This is a genomic window from Streptococcus sp. 20925_1_24, assembly GCF_041432335.1.
GTDB classification, from domain to species: domain Bacteria; phylum Bacillota; class Bacilli; order Lactobacillales; family Streptococcaceae; genus Streptococcus; species Streptococcus mitis_BM.
Genome location: NZ_JAPVZM010000001.1, coordinates 216,487 through 241,697, shown reverse-complemented (window position 1 = coordinate 241,697; position 25,211 = coordinate 216,487). Strand labels below are relative to the sequence as shown.

24 protein-coding genes and 2 pseudogenes are annotated in these 25,211 nt (G+C 39.3%); 13 read left to right on the top strand and 13 right to left on the bottom strand.

Annotated features, from left to right (window positions below; translation table 11 throughout):
* Positions 1-8: 8 nt before the first annotated feature.
* On the top strand, positions 9-1,124 hold the full coding sequence (locus O3650_RS01205) for a glycerate kinase (protein WP_203175389.1): 1,116 nt from the start codon (positions 9-11) through the stop codon (positions 1,122-1,124).
* On the opposite strand, the gene O3650_RS01200 is transcribed toward O3650_RS01205, so the two are convergent.
* Positions 1,121-1,567, bottom strand: a complete 447-nt coding sequence (locus O3650_RS01200; protein ID WP_101776709.1) for a DUF1694 domain-containing protein — start codon at positions 1,565-1,567, stop codon at positions 1,121-1,123. The two genes, O3650_RS01205 and O3650_RS01200, sit on opposite strands and share 4 nt — an antisense overlap.
* A gap of 163 nt (positions 1,568-1,730) precedes the next feature.
* Between O3650_RS01200 and eno the strand changes: the two genes are divergently transcribed.
* Positions 1,731-3,035, top strand: a complete 1,305-nt coding sequence (gene eno, locus O3650_RS01195; protein ID WP_000022821.1) for a surface-displayed alpha-enolase — start codon at positions 1,731-1,733, stop codon at positions 3,033-3,035.
* 138 nt (positions 3,036-3,173) lie between these two features.
* Here the strand turns inward: eno and O3650_RS01190 are convergent.
* The 3 genes and pseudogenes from O3650_RS01190 to metK form a co-directional block, all read right to left on the bottom strand.
* A pseudogene (locus tag O3650_RS01190) lies at positions 3,174-3,322 on the bottom strand (integrase); the annotation flags it as partial.
* 262 nt (positions 3,323-3,584) lie between these two features.
* A complete protein-coding gene (gene xerS / locus O3650_RS01185; protein WP_101776708.1) occupies positions 3,585-4,655 on the bottom strand; it encodes a tyrosine recombinase XerS in 1,071 nt (356 codons plus the stop codon).
* Between the two features lie 341 nt (positions 4,656-4,996).
* Positions 4,997-6,187, bottom strand: coding sequence for a methionine adenosyltransferase (gene metK / locus O3650_RS01180; protein WP_060805501.1), 1,191 nt, complete (start codon positions 6,185-6,187; stop codon positions 4,997-4,999).
* A gap of 474 nt (positions 6,188-6,661) precedes the next feature.
* Between metK and O3650_RS01175 the strand changes: the two genes are divergently transcribed.
* From O3650_RS01175 to O3650_RS01160, 4 genes are all read left to right on the top strand, one after another.
* Positions 6,662-6,949, top strand: coding sequence for a DUF3270 domain-containing protein (locus O3650_RS01175; RefSeq protein ID WP_084890146.1), 288 nt, complete (start codon positions 6,662-6,664; stop codon positions 6,947-6,949).
* 268 nt (positions 6,950-7,217) lie between these two features.
* Entirely contained in the window at positions 7,218-8,027 is an 810-nt protein-coding gene (locus tag O3650_RS01170; RefSeq protein ID WP_203175391.1) for a Cof-type HAD-IIB family hydrolase, read from the top strand.
* 141 nt (positions 8,028-8,168) lie between these two features.
* On the top strand, positions 8,169-9,077 hold the full coding sequence (locus O3650_RS01165; RefSeq protein ID WP_203175395.1) for an ATP-binding cassette domain-containing protein: 909 nt from the start codon (positions 8,169-8,171) through the stop codon (positions 9,075-9,077).
* 10 nt (positions 9,078-9,087) lie between these two features.
* Positions 9,088-9,840, top strand: a complete 753-nt coding sequence (locus O3650_RS01160) for an ABC transporter permease (protein WP_203175396.1) — start codon at positions 9,088-9,090, stop codon at positions 9,838-9,840.
* Positions 9,841-9,879: 39 nt separating this feature from the next.
* Here O3650_RS01160 and O3650_RS01155 read toward each other — a convergent pair whose 3' ends face one another.
* Together O3650_RS01155 and O3650_RS01150 are read right to left on the bottom strand one after the other, a co-directional pair.
* Positions 9,880-10,758 (bottom strand): HAMP domain-containing histidine kinase, encoded by an 879-nt coding sequence (locus O3650_RS01155; protein WP_261083138.1) that lies wholly within the window; start codon positions 10,756-10,758, stop codon positions 9,880-9,882.
* On the bottom strand, positions 10,755-11,456 hold the full coding sequence (locus O3650_RS01150; protein WP_261083135.1) for a response regulator transcription factor: 702 nt from the start codon (positions 11,454-11,456) through the stop codon (positions 10,755-10,757). Before O3650_RS01150 ends, O3650_RS01155 begins: the two co-directional genes overlap by 4 nt.
* Positions 11,457-11,620: 164 nt before the next feature.
* Between O3650_RS01150 and O3650_RS01145 the strand changes: the two genes are divergently transcribed.
* Positions 11,621-12,316: a VIT family protein gene (locus O3650_RS01145; RefSeq protein WP_261083134.1), complete on the top strand. Its 696-nt coding sequence runs from the start codon at positions 11,621-11,623 to the stop codon at positions 12,314-12,316.
* A 42-nt stretch (positions 12,317-12,358) separates the two neighbouring features.
* Here the strand turns inward: O3650_RS01145 and O3650_RS01140 are convergent, their stop codons facing one another.
* A complete protein-coding gene (locus tag O3650_RS01140) occupies positions 12,359-14,347 on the bottom strand; it encodes an ABC transporter permease (protein WP_371491358.1) in 1,989 nt (662 codons plus the stop codon).
* Between the two features lies 1 nt (position 14,348).
* Positions 14,349-15,107: an ABC transporter ATP-binding protein gene (locus O3650_RS01135; protein WP_371491356.1), complete on the bottom strand. Its 759-nt coding sequence runs from the start codon at positions 15,105-15,107 to the stop codon at positions 14,349-14,351.
* A gap of 428 nt (positions 15,108-15,535) precedes the next feature.
* On the opposite strand from O3650_RS01135, the gene O3650_RS01130 reads away from it, so the two are divergent.
* Entirely contained in the window at positions 15,536-15,733 is a 198-nt protein-coding gene (locus O3650_RS01130; protein ID WP_203175404.1) for a hypothetical protein, read from the top strand.
* 132 nt (positions 15,734-15,865) lie between these two features.
* Here O3650_RS01130 and O3650_RS01125 read toward each other — a convergent pair whose 3' ends face one another.
* Genes O3650_RS01125 through O3650_RS01115 form a run of 3 tightly spaced genes read right to left on the bottom strand, consistent with a single transcriptional unit; the run spans position 15,866 to position 18,762 of the window.
* Positions 15,866-16,138 (bottom strand): PspC domain-containing protein, encoded by a 273-nt coding sequence (locus O3650_RS01125; RefSeq protein WP_203175406.1) that lies wholly within the window; start codon positions 16,136-16,138, stop codon positions 15,866-15,868.
* Positions 16,139-16,196: 58 nt separating this feature from the next.
* Positions 16,197-16,646, bottom strand: coding sequence for a SprT family protein (locus tag O3650_RS01120; protein ID WP_203175408.1), 450 nt, complete (start codon positions 16,644-16,646; stop codon positions 16,197-16,199).
* Positions 16,633-18,762 (bottom strand): Tex family protein, encoded by a 2,130-nt coding sequence (locus O3650_RS01115; protein ID WP_203175410.1) that lies wholly within the window; start codon positions 18,760-18,762, stop codon positions 16,633-16,635. Before O3650_RS01115 ends, O3650_RS01120 begins: the two co-directional genes overlap by 14 nt.
* 571 nt (positions 18,763-19,333) lie before the next feature.
* Between O3650_RS01115 and O3650_RS01110 the strand changes: the two genes are divergently transcribed.
* The 5 genes and pseudogenes from O3650_RS01110 to O3650_RS01090 all read left to right on the top strand — a co-directional run bounded on the left by O3650_RS01110 (position 19,334) and on the right by O3650_RS01090 (position 22,455).
* Positions 19,334-19,465 carry an SPJ_0845 family protein gene (locus tag O3650_RS01110; RefSeq protein ID WP_000268685.1) on the top strand — a complete coding sequence of 44 codons (132 nt, stop codon included), beginning with the start codon at positions 19,334-19,336 and terminating at the stop codon, positions 19,463-19,465.
* A complete protein-coding gene (locus tag O3650_RS01105; protein WP_203175412.1) occupies positions 19,466-20,371 on the top strand; it encodes a permease in 906 nt (301 codons plus the stop codon).
* Positions 20,368-21,183: a TIGR03943 family protein gene (locus O3650_RS01100; RefSeq protein WP_371491353.1), complete on the top strand. Its 816-nt coding sequence runs from the start codon at positions 20,368-20,370 to the stop codon at positions 21,181-21,183. Before O3650_RS01105 ends, O3650_RS01100 begins: the two co-directional genes overlap by 4 nt.
* Before the next feature lie 252 nt (positions 21,184-21,435).
* The gene (locus tag O3650_RS01095) at positions 21,436-21,600 is read left to right on the top strand and encodes a hypothetical protein (protein ID WP_203175416.1); all 165 of its coding nucleotides are present in this window, start codon (positions 21,436-21,438) and stop codon (positions 21,598-21,600) included.
* A gap of 25 nt (positions 21,601-21,625) precedes the next feature.
* A pseudogene (locus O3650_RS01090) lies at positions 21,626-22,455 on the top strand (IS630 family transposase).
* A gap of 310 nt (positions 22,456-22,765) precedes the next feature.
* Here the strand turns inward: O3650_RS01090 and O3650_RS01085 are convergent.
* On the bottom strand, positions 22,766-23,023 hold the full coding sequence (locus tag O3650_RS01085) for a DUF896 family protein (protein WP_000371299.1): 258 nt from the start codon (positions 23,021-23,023) through the stop codon (positions 22,766-22,768).
* Between the two features lie 42 nt (positions 23,024-23,065).
* Positions 23,066-25,102 carry a glycine--tRNA ligase subunit beta gene (gene glyS / locus O3650_RS01080; RefSeq protein ID WP_203175420.1) on the bottom strand — a complete coding sequence of 679 codons (2,037 nt, stop codon included), beginning with the start codon at positions 25,100-25,102 and terminating at the stop codon, positions 23,066-23,068.
* Positions 25,103-25,211 lie beyond the last annotated feature (109 nt).

Genomic DNA, 25,211 nt, shown 5'->3' with positions numbered 1-25,211 from the left:
GGGAAAATATGAAGATTGTAATTGCACCAGATTCGTTTAAGGAAAGCTTGACCTCTGAAGAGGTAGCTAAAGCTATTAAAAAAGGTTTCCAACAATCGATAGCAGATGTAGACTGTCTCCTCTGCCCTGTTGGTGATGGGGGAGAAGGTACAGTAGATTCCATTCGACATTCTCTTGAACTAGAAGAAAAATGGATTCAAGTGACAGGACCTTTTGGCCAAAAAGAAGCCATGCGCTATTTTCAAAAAGAACAACTGGTACTATTGGAAGTTGCTGATTTGGTTGGCCTTGGAAAAATTCCGCTAGAGAAACGAAATCCACTTCAAATCCAAACTCGTGGTATCGGAGAGTTGATTCGCCATCTCATTGCTCAAGGGATTAAAGAAATCTATATCGGCGTTGGTGGCACGGCCAGTAATGACGGAGGAATTGGGATCGCTGCTGGTTTAGGTTATCGATTTTATGATAGGGATGGAAATGTTTTGCTCGCTTGCGGTCAATCCTTACTAAAATTAGCTTCTGTTTCAATAGAAAATCGCTATGAAATTCCTGAAGATGTTCAAATTCGTATTTTAGCAGATGTCGTGAGTCCCTTATGTGGATATCAAGGTGCGACCTACACGTTTGGCAAGCAAAAAGGCCTAGATCCTACTATGTTTGAGGCCGTAGATCAAGCGATCCAAGATTTTTATGAAAAATTCTCACCTGTAACATTGGAAATTAAAGGAGCAGGAGCTGGTGGAGGCATTGCTGGCGGTTTGTGTGCCTTTGCTCAGGCAAATATCGTGTCTGGAATTGATACCTGCTTGAACTTAATCAACTTTGATAAGAAAGTTTTACATGCTGACTTGGTTGTTGTAGGAGAAGGAAGGCTAGATAGTCAAAGCCTAGCAGGTAAAGCGCCTATTGGTGTTGCAAAAAGAACCCCTGTCGGAGTTCCTGTCATTGCTATTTGTGGTAGTCTTGCTGAAGATTTACCTTCCCTACCATTTGAAAATATCCAAGCTGCCTTTTCTATTTTAGAGAAAAGCGAACCTCTAGAAGATAGTTTGAAAAATGCCAGTCTCTATTTGGAGCACACGGCAGCTAATATCGGGCACTTATTAAATATGCGCAAGATTTAGCCAAACCATTTCTTCCAGATGGATGTTTTGGCAGGTTCTTCCTTTTTACCTTCCCAAAGTTTTGCAAAAGCAAGTCGAAGATCCTTTTCTTCTACTTGAACTGGTGCATTGCTATGGATAATCAGGCCAAAAGGAGAAGAAGTATGCTCTTCAGATACAATGGTAGCTTGACTATCAGTTTCTTTAGCTTCTTTTAAATAGAAAACTTGCTTGTCAAATTCGATATTTGGAGAAATCTTTACAAATAGTGGCTCTGCTTTTTCCTGAAGGTTTTCTAAAATAGATAAAAAGCCTTTTTCTAACTGAGGGCTATTTGCTGTGTCAATATCTGCATATCCAAGAACTCTTTCCTCAAAAGTGCCAAGATAGCGTCTTTGCTCATCTGGATTTAATTTTGCTCCACCATGAGCTTTTTCAAGTAATTGTTTTGATAAATCTGTCATGAAAACAGTATATCATAAAAGTTAGAATAAAACAGACAAAAGAAAGCGATTACTTTATAAAGTTAAGGAAAATTTGCACAAAGATAACGTTTTTTCTTGAAAAAGGAGGGTTTTTAAGGTATTATAGAGGTGTAAAAAATTTAACTCATAAGGAGAGTAAAAAATGTCAATTATTACTGATGTTTACGCTCGCGAAGTCCTAGACTCACGCGGTAACCCAACACTTGAAGTAGAAGTTTATACTGAATCAGGTGCTTTCGGACGTGGTATGGTTCCATCAGGAGCTTCTACTGGTGAACACGAAGCAGTTGAACTTCGCGACGGTGACAAATCTCGTTACGGCGGTCTTGGTACACAAAAAGCTGTTGACAACGTAAACAACATCATTGCTGAAGCTATCATCGGCTACGATGTACGTGATCAACAAGCTATCGACCGTGCTATGATCGCTCTTGACGGTACTCCTAACAAAGGTAAATTGGGTGCTAACGCAATCCTTGGTGTGTCTATCGCTGTAGCTCGTGCTGCTGCTGACTACCTTGAAATCCCACTTTACAGCTACCTTGGTGGATTCAACACTAAAGTTCTTCCAACTCCAATGATGAATATCATCAACGGTGGTTCTCACTCTGACGCTCCAATCGCTTTCCAAGAATTCATGATCGTACCTGCTGGTGCGCCATCATTCAAAGAAGCTCTTCGTTGGGGTGCTGAAATCTTCCACGCACTTAAGAAAATCCTTAAATCTCGTGGTTTGGAAACAGCCGTAGGTGACGAAGGTGGATTTGCTCCTCGTTTTGAAGGAACTGAAGACGGAGTTGAAACTATCCTTGCTGCTATCGAAGCTGCTGGATATGTTCCTGGTAAAGACGTATTTATCGGATTTGACTGTGCTTCATCAGAATTCTACGATAAAGAACGTAAAGTTTACGACTACACTAAATTCGAAGGTGAAGGAGCAGCTGTACGTACTGCTGCAGAACAAATCGACTATCTTGAAGAATTGGTAAACAAATACCCAATCATCACTATCGAAGATGGTATGGATGAAAATGACTGGGACGGTTGGAAAGCTCTTACTGAACGTCTTGGTGGTAAAGTTCAATTGGTTGGTGACGACTTCTTCGTAACAAACACTTCTTACCTTGAAAAAGGTATTGCAGAAGGTGCTGCTAACTCAATCCTTATCAAAGTTAACCAAATCGGTACTCTTACTGAAACATTCGACGCTATCGAAATGGCGAAAGAAGCTGGTTACACTGCCGTTGTATCACACCGTTCAGGTGAAACTGAAGATTCAACAATCGCTGACATCGCAGTTGCAACTAACGCAGGACAAATCAAGACTGGTTCACTTTCACGTACAGACCGTATCGCTAAATACAACCAATTGCTTCGCATCGAAGACCAACTTGGTGAAGTAGCTGAATACCGTGGATTGAAATCATTCTACAACTTGAAAAAATAAAATAGTTCAGTGAACTATTTTATCCCGAACCTTGAAATTCAAAAGTTCGGCCGTTGATTTAACAACGTTTCTAGCCCCTCGGATTTTATCCGAAGGGCTATTTTTGTATTTAGGGGGGCAAAAAAGGGGCAAAACTTTTTAAAAAATCTTGTTCATAACTTTATCTAGTACATTGATTGCTTCATCTTTCATGTTCTTTGTGACGTGGGTGTAGATGGAAGTAGTAACTTCAGAGTGGGAATGTCCATGATTGTTTTTAAAGGAATTTTATTTTCTGATAAAATATTGGCCATCGCAGGCAGCATGCTTTTATAGATGCTAAATTTGATTTATTTTTATGGAATCCTCTTATTTTGAGATGAATACCAATTATAAGTGATTTGCATATCCAGGATATTACAAAGAAAGGCAAGCTAGTGGCCACATAAATTTTATTTCATATTCTTTAAAGCTGTTTACTCTGTTAGCAATTGTATTTGATATGATCAAATAAGATGAATAGTTTATTGAATCCCTTTCTTATTTATTACATAATTCAATTTATGTAATCTATAAACTATCCAAGGCATTCTTTTGTTCATCATTTACGATATGGGTATAGAGGTCAGTGACTTGTGTACTGGCGTGACCTAGCTGGTGACTAACCAAAACTTGTGATTTAGTTGCATCATAGAGCCTAGTTGCTAGGGTGTGGCGCAGTTTATGGGGGGTTACACGCACTTTAAAATCCTCTGAGTATTTAGCAACCATTTTCTCAACGCTGGAAGCGTCAATACGATTGGGAACACCTCTGTAGAGAGTCAAAAAGAGGGCTGTATCTGTTTTTTCCGTCTTATAGCGTTGATTCCGAATGGCTAGATAATTCTCTAGATAAGGCTTAGCAAAGGCAGCGACATTGACCGAGTCACGTTTGCCACCTTTTCGGGTGACATCAATAACCATCATCTTGAGATTGAGATCTCTTAGATCCAGATTAACAGCTTCAGATAAGCGGACACCAGACGCCAAGAGAAGGGCAATAATGGCCAAATCACGTTCTTTATTTTTATTAAAGGAGGATAAGGCACGATTTGAGAGCTGTTGTGGGTACTCTTGGTCAATATAAGTTAGAAAACCTTCTGTTTCATCACCTAGAAAGAGCTTTTGCTTGATGTTTTCAGCTCTAGCAGCAAGTGTTTCTTTCTTTTTCTTAGTTGAAACTTTCTTCATTACATTACGATAGAAATAAGGTTCGCCCTGGTCGTTTTCAACCTCCTCAGTCAGATACTTGTAAAGACTAGAAAGTGCTGACAAAGTCCGATTGATGGTTGTCTGAGAAACTCCTTGCTTGGTTGTATTAGCATTCAGCAAAGGACGTTCACGTAAGTAAAGGATAAAAGATTCCATGTCTTTCTTAGACATATTTTCCAAGACAGATAAAGGAATATCAGATATTTTATTAGCATTTGAGATACCAGACTCCAAAACCCAGCTGAAAAATCGATCATATTCCTTGAGGTATTCGTACAAGGTTGTAAAACTGTAAGGAACAGCAAGCTTAGATTGGTAGTATTCAAGAACATACCAGGGCATGATTTGTTTTAGTTTGTCGATTCGTTCCAGTAAAATCTCACGTTTCATGTATTTTCTCCATAAATAAGTCTACTAGTAGTATAGCATAGACTTATATATTTTTCAAGAAAATTATAGTTTTTCGGAAAGATGTTATAGGAGTTTTTTAAAGTGATAAAAAGACTTAGACCTGCAAACAAAACAGATCTAAATCTTTGGAGTTATTATTGTGAATTATTATTTAGTGCTTTGTATCTCATAGCTTCTTATATAGCTCTTCAATTGTGTAGTATTAACAGAAGTTTAGTGGGTGAGTTCTTTTTTATTCTGGTTATTTTTACCAAAGTTCAATTATTTGTATGTGAAATGTTTTATCAGTAAAAAAGAGGGGAAGTCCCCCTCTCAAGATTTTATTTGACTGCTTCTTTCAAAGCATCTACCTTGTCCAAGCGTTCCCATGGAAGGTCAATATCTGTACGTCCCATGTGACCATAAGCCGCTGTTTGACGGTAAATTGGACGCTTAAGGTCCAGCATTTGGATAATCCCTGCAGGACGAAGGTCAAAGATTTGACGAGTTGCTTTTTCAAGCTTGCTTTCAGCTACTCTTCCTGTACCAAAGGTATCGATACGGACAGAAACAGGCTGGGCAACACCGATAGCATAAGCCAATTGCACTTCTGCCTTCTTAGCCAGACCTGCTGCAACAATATTCTTTGCAATATAGCGAGCTGCATATGACGCAGAACGGTCCACCTTAGTCGCATCTTTACCAGAGAAAGCACCACCACCGTGACGAGAGTAGCCACCATAAGTATCTACGATAATCTTACGACCAGTCAAACCTGAGTCCCCTTGAGGTCCACCGATTACAAAACGACCAGTAGGATTGATGAAGAATTTTGTTTGCGCATCCAAGTAAGAGGCTGGAATAACCTCTTTGATAACCTTATTAATGACATCATTGTGAATTTGTTCGTTGCTGACTTCTGGATCGTGCTGAGTTGAAATAACAACTGTGTCCACACGTACTGGACGGTCATTTTCATCGTACTCAACCGTAACTTGTGATTTAGCATCTGGGCGAAGATATCTTATTTCACCAGTCTTACGAAGTTCTGCCAGACGACGAACCAATTTATGACTGAGTGAAATTGGCAATGGCATGAGCTCTTCTGTTTCATCCACTGCAAATCCAAACATGAGCCCTTGGTCACCAGCACCAATCAAATCAAGTGGATCTTGATCTGCATTTCCACGAACCTCCAAGGCTTCGTTAACACCTTGAGCAATGTCAGGAGATTGTTCCACCAAAGATGGATGTACTCCTACAGTCTCTGCAGAAAATCCATATTCGGTATTGGTATAGCCAATCTCTGCAATGGTATCACGAACCACACGGTTAATATCCACATAGGCATTTGTAGAAATTTCACCAAAAACGTGGACGGAACCAGTATATACAGCTGTCTCCGCAGCAACGTGCGCCTCTGGATCCTTGGCTAAAATAGCATCCAAAATCGCATCTGAAATTTGGTCTGCAATCTTATCTGGATGCCCCTCAGATACAGACTCAGACGTGAATAATTTACGTTCTGACATAAAAATGTCCCCCCTTAAAAATAGTGTTATAGAGTTACAAAGTACTGATAGAAATCCCTATCATCTACGAGTTGCGACTCGAAAGAAAAAATAGAAATTTCTACCATCTTATCGGGACTATATAACTTTACCATTATACCATTTTTAAGCGTAATTTGCAGTCTATATACTCAATAAAAATCAAAGAACAGCTTTTTGATTGTAGATAAAATGGACTAAATTAGTAACATTTGCCTAATACAAGATAACGCTAACTTGTTTTGAAGAGTATTAATGTACTGTTTCAATTTTTACTAATCTATTTTCAATAGGTGTTTAACAACCTTAATATTATGCGTACTATTATTTTCAAACTATCGTGTCCTGAACAATAGTTTGAAAATGAAAAGGGACTTTATTCTTTTTGTAACCTTACTGTAATAATTATCCGATTAAAAAATGATAGAATAGGTATGTACAGTTAAGGAGAGAATAATGCCTGTAAGAAAATTACAATCCTATGAGGTAGACTATCAAGAAGAATTAAATCATCAGATTCCTCGCTATCAAGATTATACACCTGAAGCACAATCTGATGCCAACCTCAAGGAAATCCTATTTTTTGTTAATATTGCTGTTTTTTGTATCTGTATTGCTATCTTTAGTTTTATCTTTTTAGCATTAAAATTATCAACTGCTCTTGCCTTTGTCGCAGCAATCGGATTTAGCTTACTTGTTTTAAAAGTCCAACGCTCTATTATCAAACGAAAATTTAGAAGATAAATCATACCCTACGTCTAATCAAGTTGATTTATAAAAAATTAAGGAGAACAGAGGATTTAAGATGAAAAATGTGTTATTCATCTTAAATCCTCTGTTTTTTGACCAGCTTACCAAATATAATTATTTACTTAATTGAATAACGTGTAACCTTTCCTAATAAATGTTCTCCAAATATCCTAAACTGTAAAATCAATTAGTCTCGTTCCTTTTACCATTTTATTTTCTAAAATATGCTATAATAATACCAAAAGATAAAGAAGGAAGTCTTATGATTAAACTACTAGCCTTGGATATGGACGGAACCCTCCTCAATGAAGCCAAGGAAATCCCACAAGCTCACATTACTGCTATTCACCAAGCTATTGAAAAAGGCGTCAAGCTGGTACTTTGTACGGGCCGCCCCCTTTTCGGTGTCCTCCCCTACTACAAAAAACTGGGGCTTGACCTCCAGAACGAATATGTTATTGTTAACAACGGTTGTTCAACTCACCAGACCAGTGACTGGGGACTAGTTGACTGGCAAGAACTCAGTCCAGCAGACATCGAGTACCTCTATGACCTTGCTGAAAAAAGTGATGTTCAGTTGACTCTTTTTGATGAGGAGCATTATTTTGTCCTCGGTGGTAAGCCGAATGAAGTCATCCAAAATGATGCCAAACTAGTCTTTTCAGACCTGACTGAAATTTCTCTTGAGGAAGCGACTAGTGGCAAGTACCGTATGTTCCAAGGTATGTTTTTAGGAACAGAGAGTCAAACTGACGATTTTGAAGAGCGTTTTGCTGAGGAACTCTGTCAACGATTTAGCGGTGTTCGTTCGCAACCTGTCATTTATGAAGCCATGCCACTTGGAACGACAAAGGCTACTGCTCTTTCACGACTAGCAGAGATTTTGAAGATTGATTCCTCAGAGATTATGGCTATGGGTGATGCTAATAACGATATCGAAATGCTCCAGTTTGCAGGACTTAGCATTGCAATGGGAAATGCCAGCGATTATGTCAAATCCCTAGCTGATGACGTTACAGCCAGCAACGAAGAAGACGGCGTTGCGCGTGCCATTGAGAAGTATATTTTATAATTAAGAGGCCCAGTTCATGTCAACTGGGTTTTGATATTTAAGAATTCCTAAAACTTTAGAAACTCTTTAGAAATCCTTGAGCTTTCTTTGATTTCTATGCTTTATACTAAAGTTAACAAAATAAATCAAAAGGAGAGAATCATGAAAACAGTACTTGACATTCATGGATTGTCCAAAAACTTTGACAAACAAGCTATTATTCAGGATCTTCATCTAACGATAAGAGAGGGAGATATTTATGGACTTATCGGAAAGAACGGAGCTGGGAAGACCACTTTGATAAAAATCATTACGCAACTACTGTTTGCGGATAAAGGGACTGTTTCCCTCTTCTCTAGCCAAACGGAAAATGAGTGGACCAAGGCTCTATCTAGAGTAGGTTCTGTTATCGAATCACCCGTAGCTCATAATCACTTAACAGCCTACCAAAATCTGAAATATTATTGTATGATTCGGCATATTCCAAATGCGGATCAAGTCATTCGAGAAACGCTGGACTATGTAGGCTTGTCAGATACAGGTAAAAAAGTCTTTCGAGATTTCTCGCTAGGAATGAAACAAAGACTTGGGATCGCCATTGCCCTCCTATCTAAACCAGACTTCCTGATCTTAGATGAACCTATCAACGGCCTCGACCCAATCGGTATTAAAGAATTTCGACTCATGATTCAACGGCTCAATCAAGAAAAAGGGATCACCATTCTCATCTCTAGCCATATCTTGTCAGAACTCTATCTCCTAGCCAATCGTTTTGGTATTTTAGATCAAGGAAAGATTATCCGTGAAATCAGCAAAGCTGAATTTGAAACACTAAGTGAGGATTACATTGTTCTTAAGACAGCTGATAAAGAGAAAGCTTGTCAAGTATTGAAAGAACAAATCCAGCTCCAGTTCAAGGTTGTCAATCCTGAGAATGAAATCCATATCTTTGGTCAGGAACAAGATGTCAAACAGATTCTTAAGGAATTAACCTTGGCAGATGTTGCCATTGACGAGATTTACTATGCCCGTCAAAACCTAGAAGAATACTTCACTCAATTGGTCGAATAGGAGGAAAATCATGATACATACCATTCAAGCAGACTTTTACCGTCTTTTCCGCTCCAAAGGTTTTTGGATCACAGAATTCATTCTCTTTGCTCTCATGCTAATGGGTGCAAGTATAGGAGCTACGGGTCATCTGATGGCAATCCAGGCAGAAGAATCAGAAATTCCAACCCAAGGTTGGAATGGTGTACAAGCCCTAATCAACGCATCTAGTCAAGGCTCAAACCTCGTTTTTCTCTGCATCATCCTAGCCTGCCTCGTTCTTGGAGTTGATTTAATCGGTAAACTCTATAAAAATAATTTAACAGTGGGTGTCTCTCGTACCGAGTTTTTCCTTGCCAAAGCCTTTGTATTGACTTGTATTGCACTTTTGCAAGTCATCATCTGTCTTGTGATTGCCTTTATTCCAGCAACTATCTTAAATGGATTTGGAACGATGCCTGATGGCTTTATTGGAAATCTACTGATAACCATTTTCCTTCAATTATTTTGCCTCCTTGCTTGGCTTTCCATTGTTTCCTTTATTCTCTATGTGAGTCATTCTTATCTTGCAGTATTTATTGGTTATTTTGTCAGCTCTATCTTACTTTCTATGCCAATGCTCATTTTTCCAAATATCAAAATTTTGCCATATTTGTCCTTACAATTTACCTATGCTATGACTGCTAATAGTGAATCCATTTTCTATACACTTATAGTTAGCTTAGCTGTTATTGTAATCTTTAATCTAAGTGGACTGGCAGTTTTCAAAAAGAAAAGTCTATAAAAAATGACCTCCTCTAGCCTACAGAGGAGGTTTCTTCTGTTAAAAATAAATAAAGACCGAAAACCATTCACCATCAGTGGCTAGCTTCATCTCTGCACCGAGAAGATGGCATAATTCCTCAGTAATATAAAGGCCTAAACCAGAGGATTCTTCAGTATCAGATAGATTTTCAGAATAAAAACGGTTGCTGAGATTTTCTATTCTTTTGATGGGCTGTTTGACAAGGTTTGCAATCTCTAAGACAAGCTGTTCCTTTTCCTTTCTCAAAGATAGACGCGCTTCTTCCTTGCCATGCTTGAGGACATTTCCAAGCAGATTTTGTAAAATTCGATCCAGCAAGTCTTCATCAGTCCTCATTTTTAAACCATCTTCAACCTTAAAATCAAGCGTGATATTTGCCGCCTGAAAAACATCATAGTAAGCCAGAGTCTTTTTGGTGATAAAAGCTGAAAGGTCCACTTCTTCCAGTTTCGGTTTGACAGCTCCTTCCATCAAACGACGGTATTCTAGGAGAGCCTCCAAACGTTTTGAAACTAAATCAAGATGCTGGGCTACTTTTTGTAAGGTTTCTCCTTTGTTTTCAGGAGACTTTATCAATTGTTGGGTGTAACCTGAAGCGATAGTCAAAGGCGTTCGAATATCATGGGCGATATTGCTGATGGCCATATCCAGAGTCTGCTTTTCCCTTTTCATAACCAACCGAGACTGTTCTACTTCCTGAAATAGATTCTCAATCTGCTGGTAGAGATGTAAAAAATGTTTGGAAAAAATGCTGACTCCAACTCTTTTCATACTACCCGTGAGAATCTTGTCTTCAATCTGTTGACTCAAGTTTTTAAGTGCTAGATGATAGCGAATCAATGCAATCGATAAAATAATTAGGAGTACCAGTAGGATAATGATTATCATGTAGATCATTGCTTGTCTCCTTTTAATCTTACCCCAACTCCCCAGATGGTTTCAATATATTCTTGATTGGGGTCAAGCTGGTTTAACTTTTTACGAAGATTACTCGAATGCGTATTGAGAGTATTATCTCCAGGTAGGTAGCTATCCTCCCAGACCAATTCATAAAGTTCTTCCTTGGTGAAAATTTTCTTAGGATGTTTGAGGAGAGTTTGGAGAATCAAGCATTCTTTCTTGGCAAGGCGAATTGTTTCCTGACTATTTTTGATTTCAAAACTTTCTGCATCAAACTGGATATTTTTCAAGTTTTGTGGCAGATTTTCAGTTTTTCCTATTTCCATAGGCTGTTTTTCTACGCTTTGACGTAATTGAACAGTAACTCTGGCAAAGACTTCGTCCAAATCAAAAGGTTTGACTATGTAATCATTGGCACCGTCTAAGAGGTATTGACTGATTAACTTCTTATCGCTCAAAGCTGTTAGCATAATGACTGGAATTTGACTTTGTTCCCTGATGGCTTTTAAAACCTGATCCCCATTTTTCCCAGGAAGCATGATATCTAGCAAAACGAGATCAATCCCACCTTGGTCAAAACGCATGATGCCTTCAGTTCCTGAAAAGGCTTGAATCACCTCATGCTCCTCAGTAAGAAGTGTTCGCAAAATCTCTTGAATGTCACTATTATCTTCAATAACCAATATCCTAGCCATAAACACCAACCTTTCTGCAACTATTATAGCATGTTTTATTGATAAAGCTTAAACAGAAAAGCTTTTTCCTCTTTTTCATTAAAATCGTGCAACTTTTTTCAGATACTTTTAAAAGATTGATTTCCTTATATTTTTCCTTTATACTGGATAAAAAGGAGAATAGTATGTCAGAAACAAATCACGAAATCGATTCAAATTTTGCAGGTCGTTTAAATATCCTGCGTGCTGGTGTTCTTGGTGCTAACGATGGGATTATTTCCATTGCTGGTGTGGTTATTGGGGTTGCTAGTGCTACGAGCAATATCTGGATTATTTTTTTATCAGGTTTTGCAGCTATTTTGGCCGGTGCCTTTTCAATGGCTGGTGGAGAATATGTATCCGTTTCAACTCAAAAAGATACCGAGGAAGCAGCCGTTGCGCGTGAGCAACTCTTGCTAGACCAAGATATGGAACTAGCCAAAAAATCCCTCTATGCTGCCTATATCCAAAATGGAGAATGTGAAACCTCTGCCCAGCTCTTGACCAACAAGGCCTTTCTTAAAAATCCACTCAAGGCTTTGGTTGAGGAAAAATATGGGATAGAGTATGAAGAGTTTACCAATCCTTGGCATGCTGCTATCTCTAGCTTTGTTGCCTTTTTCCTTGGAAGTTTGCCTCCAATGCTGTCAGTAACAATTTTCCCAAGTGATTACCGCATCCCTGCTACTGTCCTAATTGTAGGACTTTCACTATTGGTGACTGGTTACACTAGTGCTAGACTTGGAAAGGCTCCAACCAAAACAGCTATGATTCGGAACCTTGCTATTGGTCTCTTAACTATGGGAGTTACCTTTCTGCTAGGACAACTTTTCAGCATTTAGAACATAAGAAATACCTCGATTTTGAAGTCGAGGTATCTTTTTTTACATTTGCACAATCTTGCGATAACTTCTAGAAGTAATCATGAAAATCAGCACATAGGCGATGAGGAAGATAGCGCAGATAGACAAGGTCACAGTCAACATCATAGTCGTATCTATTACACCAATCACTTTTAAAATCAGACTAAGCATATGGTAGGCAAAGGCTAGATGTATGAAGGCAAAGATCAAAGGAAGGAAGAAAACAGTTAAAACCTGTTTGTTGATGGTTTGCTTGATTTGCTTTTGATCTAAACCAACTTTCTGCAAGATAATAAAGCGTTCACGGTCTTCATAGCCTTCAGAAATTTGTTTGTAGTAGATGACCAGAACGGTTCCGACCATAAAGATAATGGATAGGAAAATACCGATAAAGAAGACACCACCAAAGAGGGCACTCATTTGAGCACTAGCATCTGCTAGATTGCTACCATACACATAGCTACCTTCAGTGTTTAATTGAGCATTAAACTGATTAAGGTAGTTTTCATATTCTTCAGCTACCTTGAGTTGTTCTTCTTCACTGATATTTACATTCATACCACCGTAAAGCTGATTATAGATAGCCGAATCTGGGAATTGATCCAAAAATGCTTGCAAATTAGGAACAACAAGGTAATTGTAATCAGCAGTCAAAATATTAAACTGATTTGGGACATGGTTGACAATGAAATCTTTAGTAAATTCTTCTTTGACAGAAAATTGATGATCGTTCAGAGTTAGAGTTTTCTGTTCTTTAACTCCCTCATTCTTTGCAAAGAGTCCGACCTCATTTCCTGATAGAGACAGTTTTTGACCAGTCATATTTTCATAATCTTTTTGGTCAAATACCATGAAAACTGTTGTGGGTTGGACACGGTTTTGTCCTTTTTCAAAAATAGTTAACTTATTTCCTTCTTGGTTCGCAACACCAAAGTAAGTGTAACGAAGCACTTCTTTCTCTTTAATCTTATAACCTTTGTCACTTGCAAACTGGCTCAAGAGTTTGTCCAAGTCTTCTTTTTCAACATTTTGCCCTGAAACCCCAAAATCATGAGGATTTAGAACTTTTTTAAAGGATTCTGAGGCATTAAAAATACTAGTAGCTGCTGACATGGTTACCAAAACCATTGTTGACAAGATAGCGATAGTTGCTAGTCCAACCGCATTTTTCTTCATACGGAAAATCAAATTAGACACTGAGATCAGGTTATTTGGCTGGTAGTAATATTTCTTATTTTTCTTCAAGATTTGGAGGAAAACGGTAATCCCTGCGTTAAACAAGAGATAAGTTCCAAAGATAACCAGCAAAACAGCTAGGAAGAAGGTTGTTAAGGCTGTAAGAGGATCTTTTACCGTAAGGGCAAGATAATAGCCAATCCCTAAACTAATCGAACCAAGAATAGTTTGGAGAGGTAGGAAACGACCTTTTTTCTCTCCACTTGCTTTTTCACGCGAGAGCTGGAGGGCATTCATGCGGGCGATTCGAAGGGCATTTAGGAACATGAGGCCTAGGAAAATCAAACCGAAGACAACAAGTACTGCAATGACAACTTTCATCTGGAAGGTAGCGACCAGCTCAACCTTCAATTTCATCAGTTTGAGCAAGAAAGCGAAAATCAACTTGTCAAACAAGGCTCCAATACCGATACCTGCTCCAACAGTTAGAATCCCAAATACCACTAACTCCTTAAATGTCATACTGATCAGATGACGTTTCTCCAGCCCCAGCATGCCATAGACCCCCAGTTCCTTGGAACGGTTTTTCATAACAAAACTATTGGCATAAAGGACAATAATAGCAGATGCAAGTGTGACAATCACCATACCAAATCCTAGAGTAGCTTGGATGGTTTCCCCTCCACGAATTTCTGCAATCTTGGGATTAAAGGTCAGGGAGTAAAAGAGATAGGTGACGGTAACTACCAAGAGAACAGCCAGCGCAAAAGGATAGTAGAGTTTGCGGTTTTTAATCAAGTTCGATACCGCTAACTTATTGGTTAATCGAAACATACTAATTCACCTCGCTTGCCATGACAGTCAAGGTATCAGAGATTTCTTGGAACATCTGACGCTCTGTCTTCTCTCCACGGTAGATTTGATTGTAAAGAATGCCGTCTTTGATAAAGAGTACACGTTTGGCCCTGCTAGCTGCTGCTGTGGAGTGGCTTACCATGAGAATGGTTTGACCGCGTTCATTGATTTCATCAAAAACATCAAGAAGAGCTGCAGATGATTTGGAATCAAGGGCACCTGTTGGCTCATCCGCAAGGAGAATTTCAGGTTCTGTGATGATGGCGCGAGCTACTGCTACACGCTGTTTTTGACCACCAGAAATCTCGTAAGGGTACTTCTCTTGCAATTGGTTGATTCCCAGATTCTCAGCTGTTACCACCAATTTCTTCATCATCTCCGTAATGGGTCTTCTTGACAAGACAAGCGGAAGCAAGATATTGTCCTTTACAGATAGAGTATCTAGCAAGTTAAAATCTTGGAAGACGAATCCCAACTTTTCACGACGGAAGCTAGAAGCCTGTGAATTTTTAATGGTTGCGGTGTCAGTTCCGTTCAGATAAACCTGTCCACGACTTGGTTTATCCAGCATAGCTAGGATATTGAGAAGAGTTGATTTACCAGAACCAGACTCACCCATGATAGCAACGTAGTCGCCCTTTTCGACGGTAAAGTGAATATCCTTGAGAGCTTCTACTTGGTTGCCCTGAAAACGAGTTTTATAAATTTTTTGAACGTGTTTTACATCTAAAAGTGTCATGAGAATCTCCTTTCTTAATATCCCATCAAATGAAATGTTGCTTGCATCATAGCGCATCCCAGCTGAACGCGCTCGATTTCTTTGTGGCTTGGTTTTCTTGTTTTCTTCTGTAAGATTTGTTTCATGATATTACTCCTTTGTTCTTTATGAGTCTAGTTTACATCAAAAAAAGACCGCTTGCCATAACCTAATCTTACAAAAGAGACTTTAATCTTACATTTTTGTAAGATTGGGGGAAATGTAGGAAAAATTACTTAGAAAATGATTTGATTTCCTATTTTTAAAATTGTAAAATATAAGTGTGAAAAGGCTTACTTTGGAAAGGAGGAAGCGGAAACTATTACTCTAGTAAGCCTACTTCGATGAAACACCATTCAATTGAACTCTTGCAATTCCGTTCTCCCTATAAGGAAAGAAGGTGCGCTTTAATGAAACACAAAGAACATATACTCATCGGACTTCTCTATCTCCTCTCTCCATTCATCAGTCAGCTCTTAGTTGAAAAAACATACTTTATCGGTACAGAATTTACAGCTACTGCTTATGCTATTTGCTGGTTATCAGTTGTTATCAGCATCCACCATTTTTCAAAAAATGTATTGTCTCAGCAAGAAAAATCAGATTAGAAAACCTGAGTTTAAAATAATATTTTGTATATGAGGCTGAGAAAATCTTATTAAAAGTAAAAAAGCTTTAAATCAAGCAGTTTAGACTATTGATTTAAAGCTTTTTGCTTATTCCAAATCTTTTGAAGAACCTCACCAAAACCAGCCTTCATTATCGTCAATGGTTTGGGCTTCTTTGCGTTTGCGTGGGCCTGTTCCATACATTTCTGCTTCGATTTCTTCCTTGGTTGGCATGATAGAAGCTAGGATGATATAGATAATCACACCAAGTCCAAAGTTTGCGACTGTAAAAATGGCAAATAGGAAACGAACAAGGGTAACATCAAAGTTCCACTTGTCTGATAGACCTGCCAGAACTCCTGAAATCATGCGATTTCGTCTCATTTTATAAAATTTACTGTTCATGGTATTACCTCTTTCTACTAGGTTAGACATAGTATATCATGGGTAGGCTCGGCTTTCATCAGTCCTCAGGCTGATTTATCAGTAGCAATTTACCTCGACAAAGTCCACAGCGATAGCGTTTAGTATCAATCCTTCGCTTGCGATGATAACTTTGCTGGCAGGATTGACAACGATAAAGCTTGAGTGGTTTAGAGTGGATATTTGTCAAGGTTGGAACAAAGCGTAATCCATCCACCGCTTTCAAAAGTTCCTTAAAATCCCGATCCTTGTGTTGATAGCCCTTCCCTTGAAAATAGAGGTGATAATGACAGAGTTCATGTCGGACAATTTTCCTAAAAACATCCAGACCCAGTTCCTGATAAACCTTGGGATTAAAATCCAGATGCCCATCTTTGGGGAAAAATCGCCCACCTGTCGAACGTAGACGCCTATTCCACTGGACATGATGGATAAAAGGTCTCCCGAAGTCTTCTAGTGAAACTTGCTTGACGTAATCAATCAGTTTCATTTGGAGCTAGTAGCGACAGATTGACTTTTTCACGTTCAGTATCGATTTTCTTGACCCAAACGGTTACCAAATCTCCAACTGACACCACTTGGCTAGGATGTTTGATAAATTTACGACTCATATGAGAAATATGAATCAAGCCATCCTCATGAATCCCGATATCAACGAAGGCACCGAAGTCAACGACGTTACGAACCACACCTTCCAGCTTCTGTCCGACCACTAAGTCCTTGATATCTAGGACATCTTGGCGAAGCACAGGTGCATCAAAAGAGTCACGGAAATCACGACCTGGTTTGAGAAGGTCAGCAATGATATCTTTAAGGGTTTCTGGACCGAGGTCTAGTTCTTGCGCCATTTCTTTGACTGAAAGTGACTTGAGTTTGCTTTGAGCTTCTTCATTCAAGTCCTTGATATCCAAGCGTTTGAAGAGTTCCTTAACTGCAGCATAGTTTTCTGGGTGAACTCCAGTATTATCTAGGATATTGCTACTTTCAGGGATACGGAGGAAACCAGCAGCCTGCTCAAAGGCTTTGGCACCCAGACGAGGAACTTTCTTGATTTGGGCGCGTGAAGTGATTTTTCCTTCTTCCTCACGGTATTTGACAATATTTTCAGAAATGGTTTTATTGAGTCCAGCAACGTGGGAAAGAAGAGCAGAGCTGGCTGTATTAATATTGACACCGACTTGGTTCACCACGGTATCCACGACAAAATCCAGACTTTCAGACAGTTTCTTTTGACTGACATCATGCTGGTATTGACCAACACCAATTGACTTAGGATCGATTTTGACCAATTCCGCAAGAGGATCTTGCAAACGACGGGCGATAGAAATAGCAGAGCGTTTTTCAACAGTCAAGTCTGGGAACTCCTGACGAGCAAGTTCACTGGCAGAATAGACAGAAGCACCACTTTCATTTACGATGACATAACTAACCTCAGGAAAATCCTTAAGAACTTTCGCAACAAAGGCTTCACTTTCACGACTAGCAGTACCATTTCCGATGGCAATAATCTCTACACCGTATTGACCAATCAAGTCTGCCAAATCTTTCTTGGCTTCTTCGATTTGACGAGCTGATGCTGGTTTGACAGGATAAATGACCTGAGTTGTCAGCATTTTTCCTGTTGCATCCACGACAGCTAGCTTGGCACCTGTACGAAAGGCTGGGTCAAACCCAAGAACCACGCGCCCTTTCAGCGGAGCAACTAAGAGGAGATTGCGCAGGTTGTCCGAAAAGAGTTGGATAGCCCCTTCTTCCGCTTTCTCAGTCAATTCTGTCCGAATACGGCGCTCAATAGCAGGCAAGACTTTCTTTTTAACAGATTGCTGAACTACTTCATCTATATAGACATTTTTTACCTTGAAACGAGCAGCAAAGAAGGCAAGGATACGGTCCGTTGCATGTTCAAAACCGACCTTCAAGATACCTAGTTTCTCCCCACGATTGAGCGCCAAGGTACGATAGCCCTGAATATTTCCAACCGTATCTGAAAAATCATAATAAATCTGAAAAACCTGCTTTTCATCAAGACTTTCATCCTTGACTTGAGAAGTGAGTTTAGAGTGTCTTAGCACCTCCTGATAAGTCATGGAGCGCAAAGTCACATCTTCCGATAAGGCTTCGACCAAAATATCAACTGCACCGGTCAAGGCTTCTTTACCAGTCGCAAATCCTTCACAGACAAACTTCTCAGCCTCTTGTTCTAAGTCAGCTACATTTTGCAAAATCAAGCGAGCAAGTGGGAAGAGTCCAGCTTCACGGGCAATGGTTGCCTTGGTTCGACGTTTTTCCTTGTAAGGAAGATAGAGTTCTTCTACGTCTGCTAATTTTTCGGCAGCTAAGATAGCTTCTTCCAACTCCTTGGTCAACTTGCCTTGTTCTTGAATCTTAGCTAAAACAGCTTCTTTACGGTCGTTGAGGTTGGTCAGACTTTTATCCAAGTCAATAATGGCCTTAATCGCCACCTCATCCAGACTACCAGTCATGTCCTTACGATAACGCGCGATAAAGGGAATAGTCGCCCCTTCAGCTGTCAAACTTAGAACGGTATCAATTTGCTTTAACGTCACTCCCAAATCCTGGGAGATTTTTTCATATTTTTTATCCATGAATCTATTATACCACAAGCTAAACGTTTCAAATTAGCTCTTACAATTTTAAAACATAAGTTGGGAAATAAATTTACTTCATTTCAATATTCTATTCATTGAGAAGGTTGCAATTTAATTCTAATAGTTTACAAAAGGATCAGTGATTAATTGCATTGTTTTTATTTTTTACAAAACGCTTTATAAAGCTATTTGTTGAAGTTAACGAATCAATTTTCATAGCAAAAAAAATCGCAAGCCTGAGCCTGCGGTGGGGATAATCTTTTTTGAAATTTTGAAACAAAAAGGAGCGTTTAAGCTCCCTCCTTTGAAATAACGGACACTTGGCTGGTCGGTGTACCCAGCATCTCAGATACCTTTTTCAAGGTGCGGCAGGAACCTTTCTGCCCTCAAATGTCTTCCGTTAACGTTATTCTAGCACTATCTACTTTTTTTGTCAAACTTTCTCAATCTACCAGACTTAATCAGGATATATCAAGCTCTATGATTCGTTAGATACTCAATTTTAACTTTTCACTTTTCCTCAAAATAATAGTATAATAGAGGTAGAATTTAGAATCGAGGTACACCTATGGCTGTAAAATTTACAAAACGAGACGACTTGGACAAGATGTTTGAAGAGTTTGCTAAACTCCCAGATTTGAAGCAGGTCACTTTCCCTGATGACAAAGAGAAAAAAGCCAAAGCAGAAAAGAAAAACTAGATGACTGCTTTCCAACAACTCCCATCTAGTGTGCTTCAGACTGGAGCTATTTTCCTCTCCATTATCATTGAAGCCCTCCCTTTCGTGCTGATAGGAAGTATTGTCTCAGGGCTGATTGAGGTCTATATCACACCTGACAAGGTTTATCATTTTCTCCCTCGAAATCGTTGGGGGAGAATCTTTTTTGGCACCTTCGTTGGGATACTTTTCCCTTCTTGTGAATGTGGGATTGTCCCCATTATCAATCGTTTTCTGGAAAAAAAGGTTCCCAGTTACACAGCCGTTCCCTTTCTTGTGACAGCACCTGTTATCAATCCCATTGTTCTCTTTGCGACCTATTCTGCCTTTGGCAACTCCTTCCATGTCGCCCTGTTACGAGCTCTTGGTTCCATTCTTGTAGCTGTGATACTTGGGATTTTTCTAGGATTTTTCTGGCAAGAACCGATTCAAAAAGAAAATCGGTTGGCCTGTCATGAGCACAATTTTTCTCACTTGAGCTCTGCAAAAAAAGTTTTTCAGGTCTTTGTGCAAGCAATTGATGAATTTTTTGATACGGGACGTTATTTGGTATTCGGCTGTCTCTTTGCTTCTATGATACAGGTCTATGTTCCGACACGGATTCTGACCTCTATCAGCGCAACTCCTCTTTTTGCCATCCTGCTCTTGATGCTTTTGGCCTTTCTTCTCTCTCTCTGCAGTGAGGCGGATGCCTTTATAGGGGCTTCTCTTCTCTCAAGTTTCGGCTTAGCACCAGTTCTGGCCTTTCTCGTCATTGGCCCAATGCTGGATATCAAAAATATTCTCATGATGAAAAATTACTTGAAAGCACGATTTATCAGTCACTTCATTACGATTGTGACTCTCGCCGTCTTAGTTTATTCTCTCTTGATTGGAGTCATCCTATGATTCGATTTTTAGTTTTAACTGGCTATTTTGAATTGACCATTTATCTCCATCTGTCAGTAAAATTAAACCAGTACATCAACATGCACTATTCCTATCTGGCCTATATTTCCATGGTACTTTCCTTTATTTTGGCAATTGTTCAACTGTACATCTGGATGAAGCAAGTCAAAATCCACAGTCATCTGAACAGCCGATTGACCAAGGTTACTAGTGTTGCTCTTCTGGCTATTCCTATTGTCGTCGGTTTAACTTTTCCAACTGTTAGCTTGGATTCTCAGACCGTTTCTGCCAAAGGATATCACTTCCCCTTATCAGAAGGCACGGATCAAGCCATTCAGACAAGTGAAGGGACGACAAGCCAATACTTGAAACCAGATACCAGTTCTTATTTTTCAAAATCAGCTTATGAAAAGGAAATGCGAACTGCGGCGGATAAATACTTGTCCCAAGATAGTATTCAGATCACCAACGAAAACTATATGGAAGTCATGGAGGCTATCTATGACTATCCAGATGAGTTTGAGGGCAAGACAGTCCAGTTCACTGGCTTTGTCTATAACGACCCCAGTCATGCCAATAGTCAATTTCTGTTCCGCTTCGGCATTATTCACTGTATCGCGGATTCCGGTGTCTATGGATTGCTGACCAAGGGAAATACCCGGCAGTATGAGAACAACACCTGGATAACAGCCAAAGGAAAACTGGTCAATCACTACCATAAAGAACTCAAACAAAATCTCCCAACCTTGGAAATCGACAGCTTTACCAAAGTCGATAAACCAGAGAATCCCTATGTGTATCGCGTGTTTTAAAAAGCAAACCAAGTTCATAAAAAACTCTAAGCAGGCAGAGCCTGATAACTCATGACAGAAAAAGAAGTTTATCTTATAATTAATGAAGATGAACAATACAAATCCGTGGTGTTTAATAGGGGTTTTCCTAGCCTCTACAAAAAACTGGATGAACAAGAGTCATGAGATAACTCGAATATGCCTTGAGCATGAAAATATCTTACTAGTAACCTCTTGTTCTATTGTTCAAATAGTTAACAGGAGGTTTTTATAATGGAAGTTATGATTGAAACTCGTTGTGGAATTGATGTCCACCAAAAGTCTATCGTTTGTTGTATTCTAGATGGTCTACTAGATACTAATAAGCCAAAGAAAATTCAGAAGAAATTTGGGACAACTACTGTAGCTCTTCACAATGCCTTAGATTGGATGGTATAGTTGCTTAGTTTAAAATAACCAGCTTATAATAAAGCTATGGCATTTAGATTACATCAAAGAAGGACACAGCCATGTCGAGGCAGCTAAAGTTTTGATGTTGGCGTCAAAATTCTCTTCACGTGGGAAAAGAAAGACGTGAACAAGGACACTTAGAGAGGAAAAAGCGAGTCGTCAAAAAGCGGAAGATCTCTTTAGAAGAATTAAAAGCCTTTGTAGAGGCTCATCCAGACGCTTTTTTACGGGAAATTGCGGCACATTTTGATTGTGTTGTTCCTTCAGTATGGGCAGCTTTAAAGTAGATTAAGGTCACTTTAAAAAAGGACGACTAGCTTTAAGAAACAAGATCCAGAGAAAGTCGCTGAATTTCTTGATATTTTGAATAGCTTAAAAGATTTACCAGTCGTATATATTGACGAAACAGGAATCGACCGCTACCTTTATCGTCCTTATGCACGGGCTCCTAGAGGGGAGAAAGTCTATGAAAAGATTAGCGGACGGCGTTTTGAGCGGACTTCAATTGTTACAGGACAAGTAGACGGAGAGTTTATAGCTCCCATGATTTACAAGGAAAGTATGATGAGCGACTTCTTTGTGGAGTGGTTCAAAACGCAACTTCTGCCTGCTTTGAAGACACTTCATGTCATTGTCATAGACAATGCTAGTTTTCATCCCAAGAACATCTTGGATGAACTCTGCATCCAAGATAAACACTTTTTCTTACCCCTACCGCCTTATTCACCAGATTTGAATCCTATTGAGCAAGCTTGGCCTATCTTGAAAAAGAAAGTGACGGATTTATTAAGGGAAGTCCCAAATATTTTCAAATATTTAGAGCGCTTTTTGAAAACTAAATGACTATAATACGAGGGATTTGATGGTTTTTCTTGACGATAGAAGACTCAGCGACCATCATTTTAGAGCATATATTTATAATGGATTGAATCTAGAATAGTACACAACTAATTCTAAAACCTGTATAGAAATTAATTTGAATTCACTAATCTTTTTGTTCGTATCCTATTTCAATTCACTATATAACTCAATTTCATAATAAAACACCTCAAAAGTTAGATTTTCTAGCTCTAACTTTTGAGGTGCAGCTCATTTATGTATGATAGTCTTTTGGTATTATTTCATCTATCTTTGTTAAAAGAAAGAATACATATTATGAATTTGGGTCATCAAGACTACGGCCATGTAATCCTTTTTCACGTTGGACTTGACGTAGTTTCTCTGGTGTAACATCGTTCCCTTCTTCGTCCACAATTTTGATTCCTTCGATGTGGTGACGAACAGTGCGACGATAACCTTCAATGTACTCCTCACGTAGTTTGGCTTGTTCTACTTTTTCTTCTGGGGTCAAGCCTTCTGTTTTTTTCTTTTTGGCAAGCTCGTTAATACGATCAATTTTTTTAGGATCCATGTTTCTCTCCTTTATGATAAGATTTAATCCGTTTAACAGATTTTATTTGGTATTGATTTGGTTAAAACGTGCAAGTTTAGCTGCTTTCTTGGTTAATTGCGACAAGATTGCCAAACGATTTTGACGGACTGCTTCATTTTCAGCCATAACCATGGTATTCTCAAAGAATGCATCAATAACTGGACTAAGCGCAAAGAGCTGTTTCAATTGCTGACTGGCAGTCCCTGACAAAACGAGTGATTCGACGGCTTCTGCCAAGGCTTTCTCTTCTTCATTCTCAAAGAGAGCTGAATCAACTGTAGCAACTCCTTCTGCCTTCTCAGCCAAATTAAAGGCACGAGAAAGTGATTCGACAGACGATTTAAAATCTTCTTTCTTGCTTGCTTCTACGAGAGCATTTGCTGCTTCCAACATATCCGCCACAACAAAGTTTGATCCTGCAAGAACGGCTTCCTTGATATCTTTTGGAGTAGAACCCATCATCTTATCAACACGAGCCTTGATAAAATCCATAACCTCTGCCTTATTTTCATAAGTCAAGCTGTCAAATTTCAATGCATAAAGGCTATCTATCAGCTCGTCCATAGCAATGTGCCAACCAAAGGCATCCAAGATACGAACCACACCTTGAGTCGCGCGACGAAGAGCATAAGGGTCATTAGAACCTGATGGAATCAAGCCTACTGAGAAGAAACTCAAAATCGTATCCAATTTGTCTGCAATAGCTAGAATGGCTCCAACCTTGCTCTCTGGAAGTTCTCCTTCAGCTGATGTAGGCATGTAGTGTTCACGAATAGCAGCTGCCACTGCTGGAGTTTCACCAGCAAGAAGGGCATATTTTTCACCCATAATTCCTTGTAGCTCGTCAAATTCACCAACCATCCCAGTCAACAAGTCAAACTTGTAAATGGCTGCTGCACGGGCTAGGTCAATCGTTTCATCCGCTGACAAGCCTGCTTTTTCTGCCAAGAGAATAGCAATCTGCCCCGTACGAATCATGTGTTCACGAAGGGAACCAATCTTCTCATGGAAGGTGACATTGTTTAATTTTTCAACAAGGTCAGAAATCACCAATTTTTGGTCTTCACGCCAGAAGAATTCACCGTCTTCCAAGCGGGCTACCAAGACTTTTTCATTTCCTTTGATGACATTTTCCAAATGCTCTGCATTTCCGTTACGAACAGAAATGAAGTTTGGCAAGAGCTTGCCGTCTTGATCACGAACAACAAAGTAACGTTGGTGTTCTTTCATTGAAGTCACCAAAACTTCTTCTGGAACTTCAAGGTATTTGGCATCAAAACTTCCCATAAAGGCAGTTGGGTATTCAACCAAGTTCAAGACTTCATTAAGCAAATCAGCATCAATTTCGATATGTACACCATGTTTTGCCTCAATTTCCTTGATTTGGTCAACAATCATTTGCTCACGTTCACGTGGATCTGCGATTACAAACTGCTTACGAAGGTCTTCTTCGTAGCTCAATGCTGACTGAATTTTGGTTTCTTTCCCCAAGAAACGATGACCACGACTCACACGACCTCCCTTAATATCAAGGAAATCCAAGTCAAACTCTTCTTCATCTAGAAGAACAGTCAAAGTGTGAACAGGGCGGATGTATTCAAAGGTGTTGTTAGCCCAGTGCATGCTGACAGGGAAAGTCAATGACTTCAAGACATCTACAACACCAGGAACAATTGCTTCAACTGCTTGACCAACTTCTTCCTTAGTGACATAGACATATTCTTCACCCTTGATTTCACGGAATTCGATATCTTCAACAGTCAAGCCTTTTCCACGAACAAATCCTTGAGCTGCTTTGGTGAAGTTTCCATCGCTATCCAAGGCAATTTTCTTTGCTGGTCCCTTGAAATCTTCTGTCAAATCAGATTGTTTGTCTGCAAGACCAGTCACACGAACAGCCAAACGACGTGGTGTTGAGAAGGTTTGAATAGCTTCAAAAGACAAGCGATTTTCCTTAAGGAAGGCTGCCATTTTTTCGCCTAGTTGTTTTTCACTTGGTGTGACAACATAGGCTGGTAATTCTTCAAGACCGAGTTCTACTAATAAGTTTTTTGTCATGTTTTTTCTCCGAAAAATATCTTTTTATTTTCCAGTTTGCCTTATGTGATTGGCATGCAAGCAACCAACTTCGTTGTTTCATTGCTAAAATTGGAGCCAAAAGTCTCCA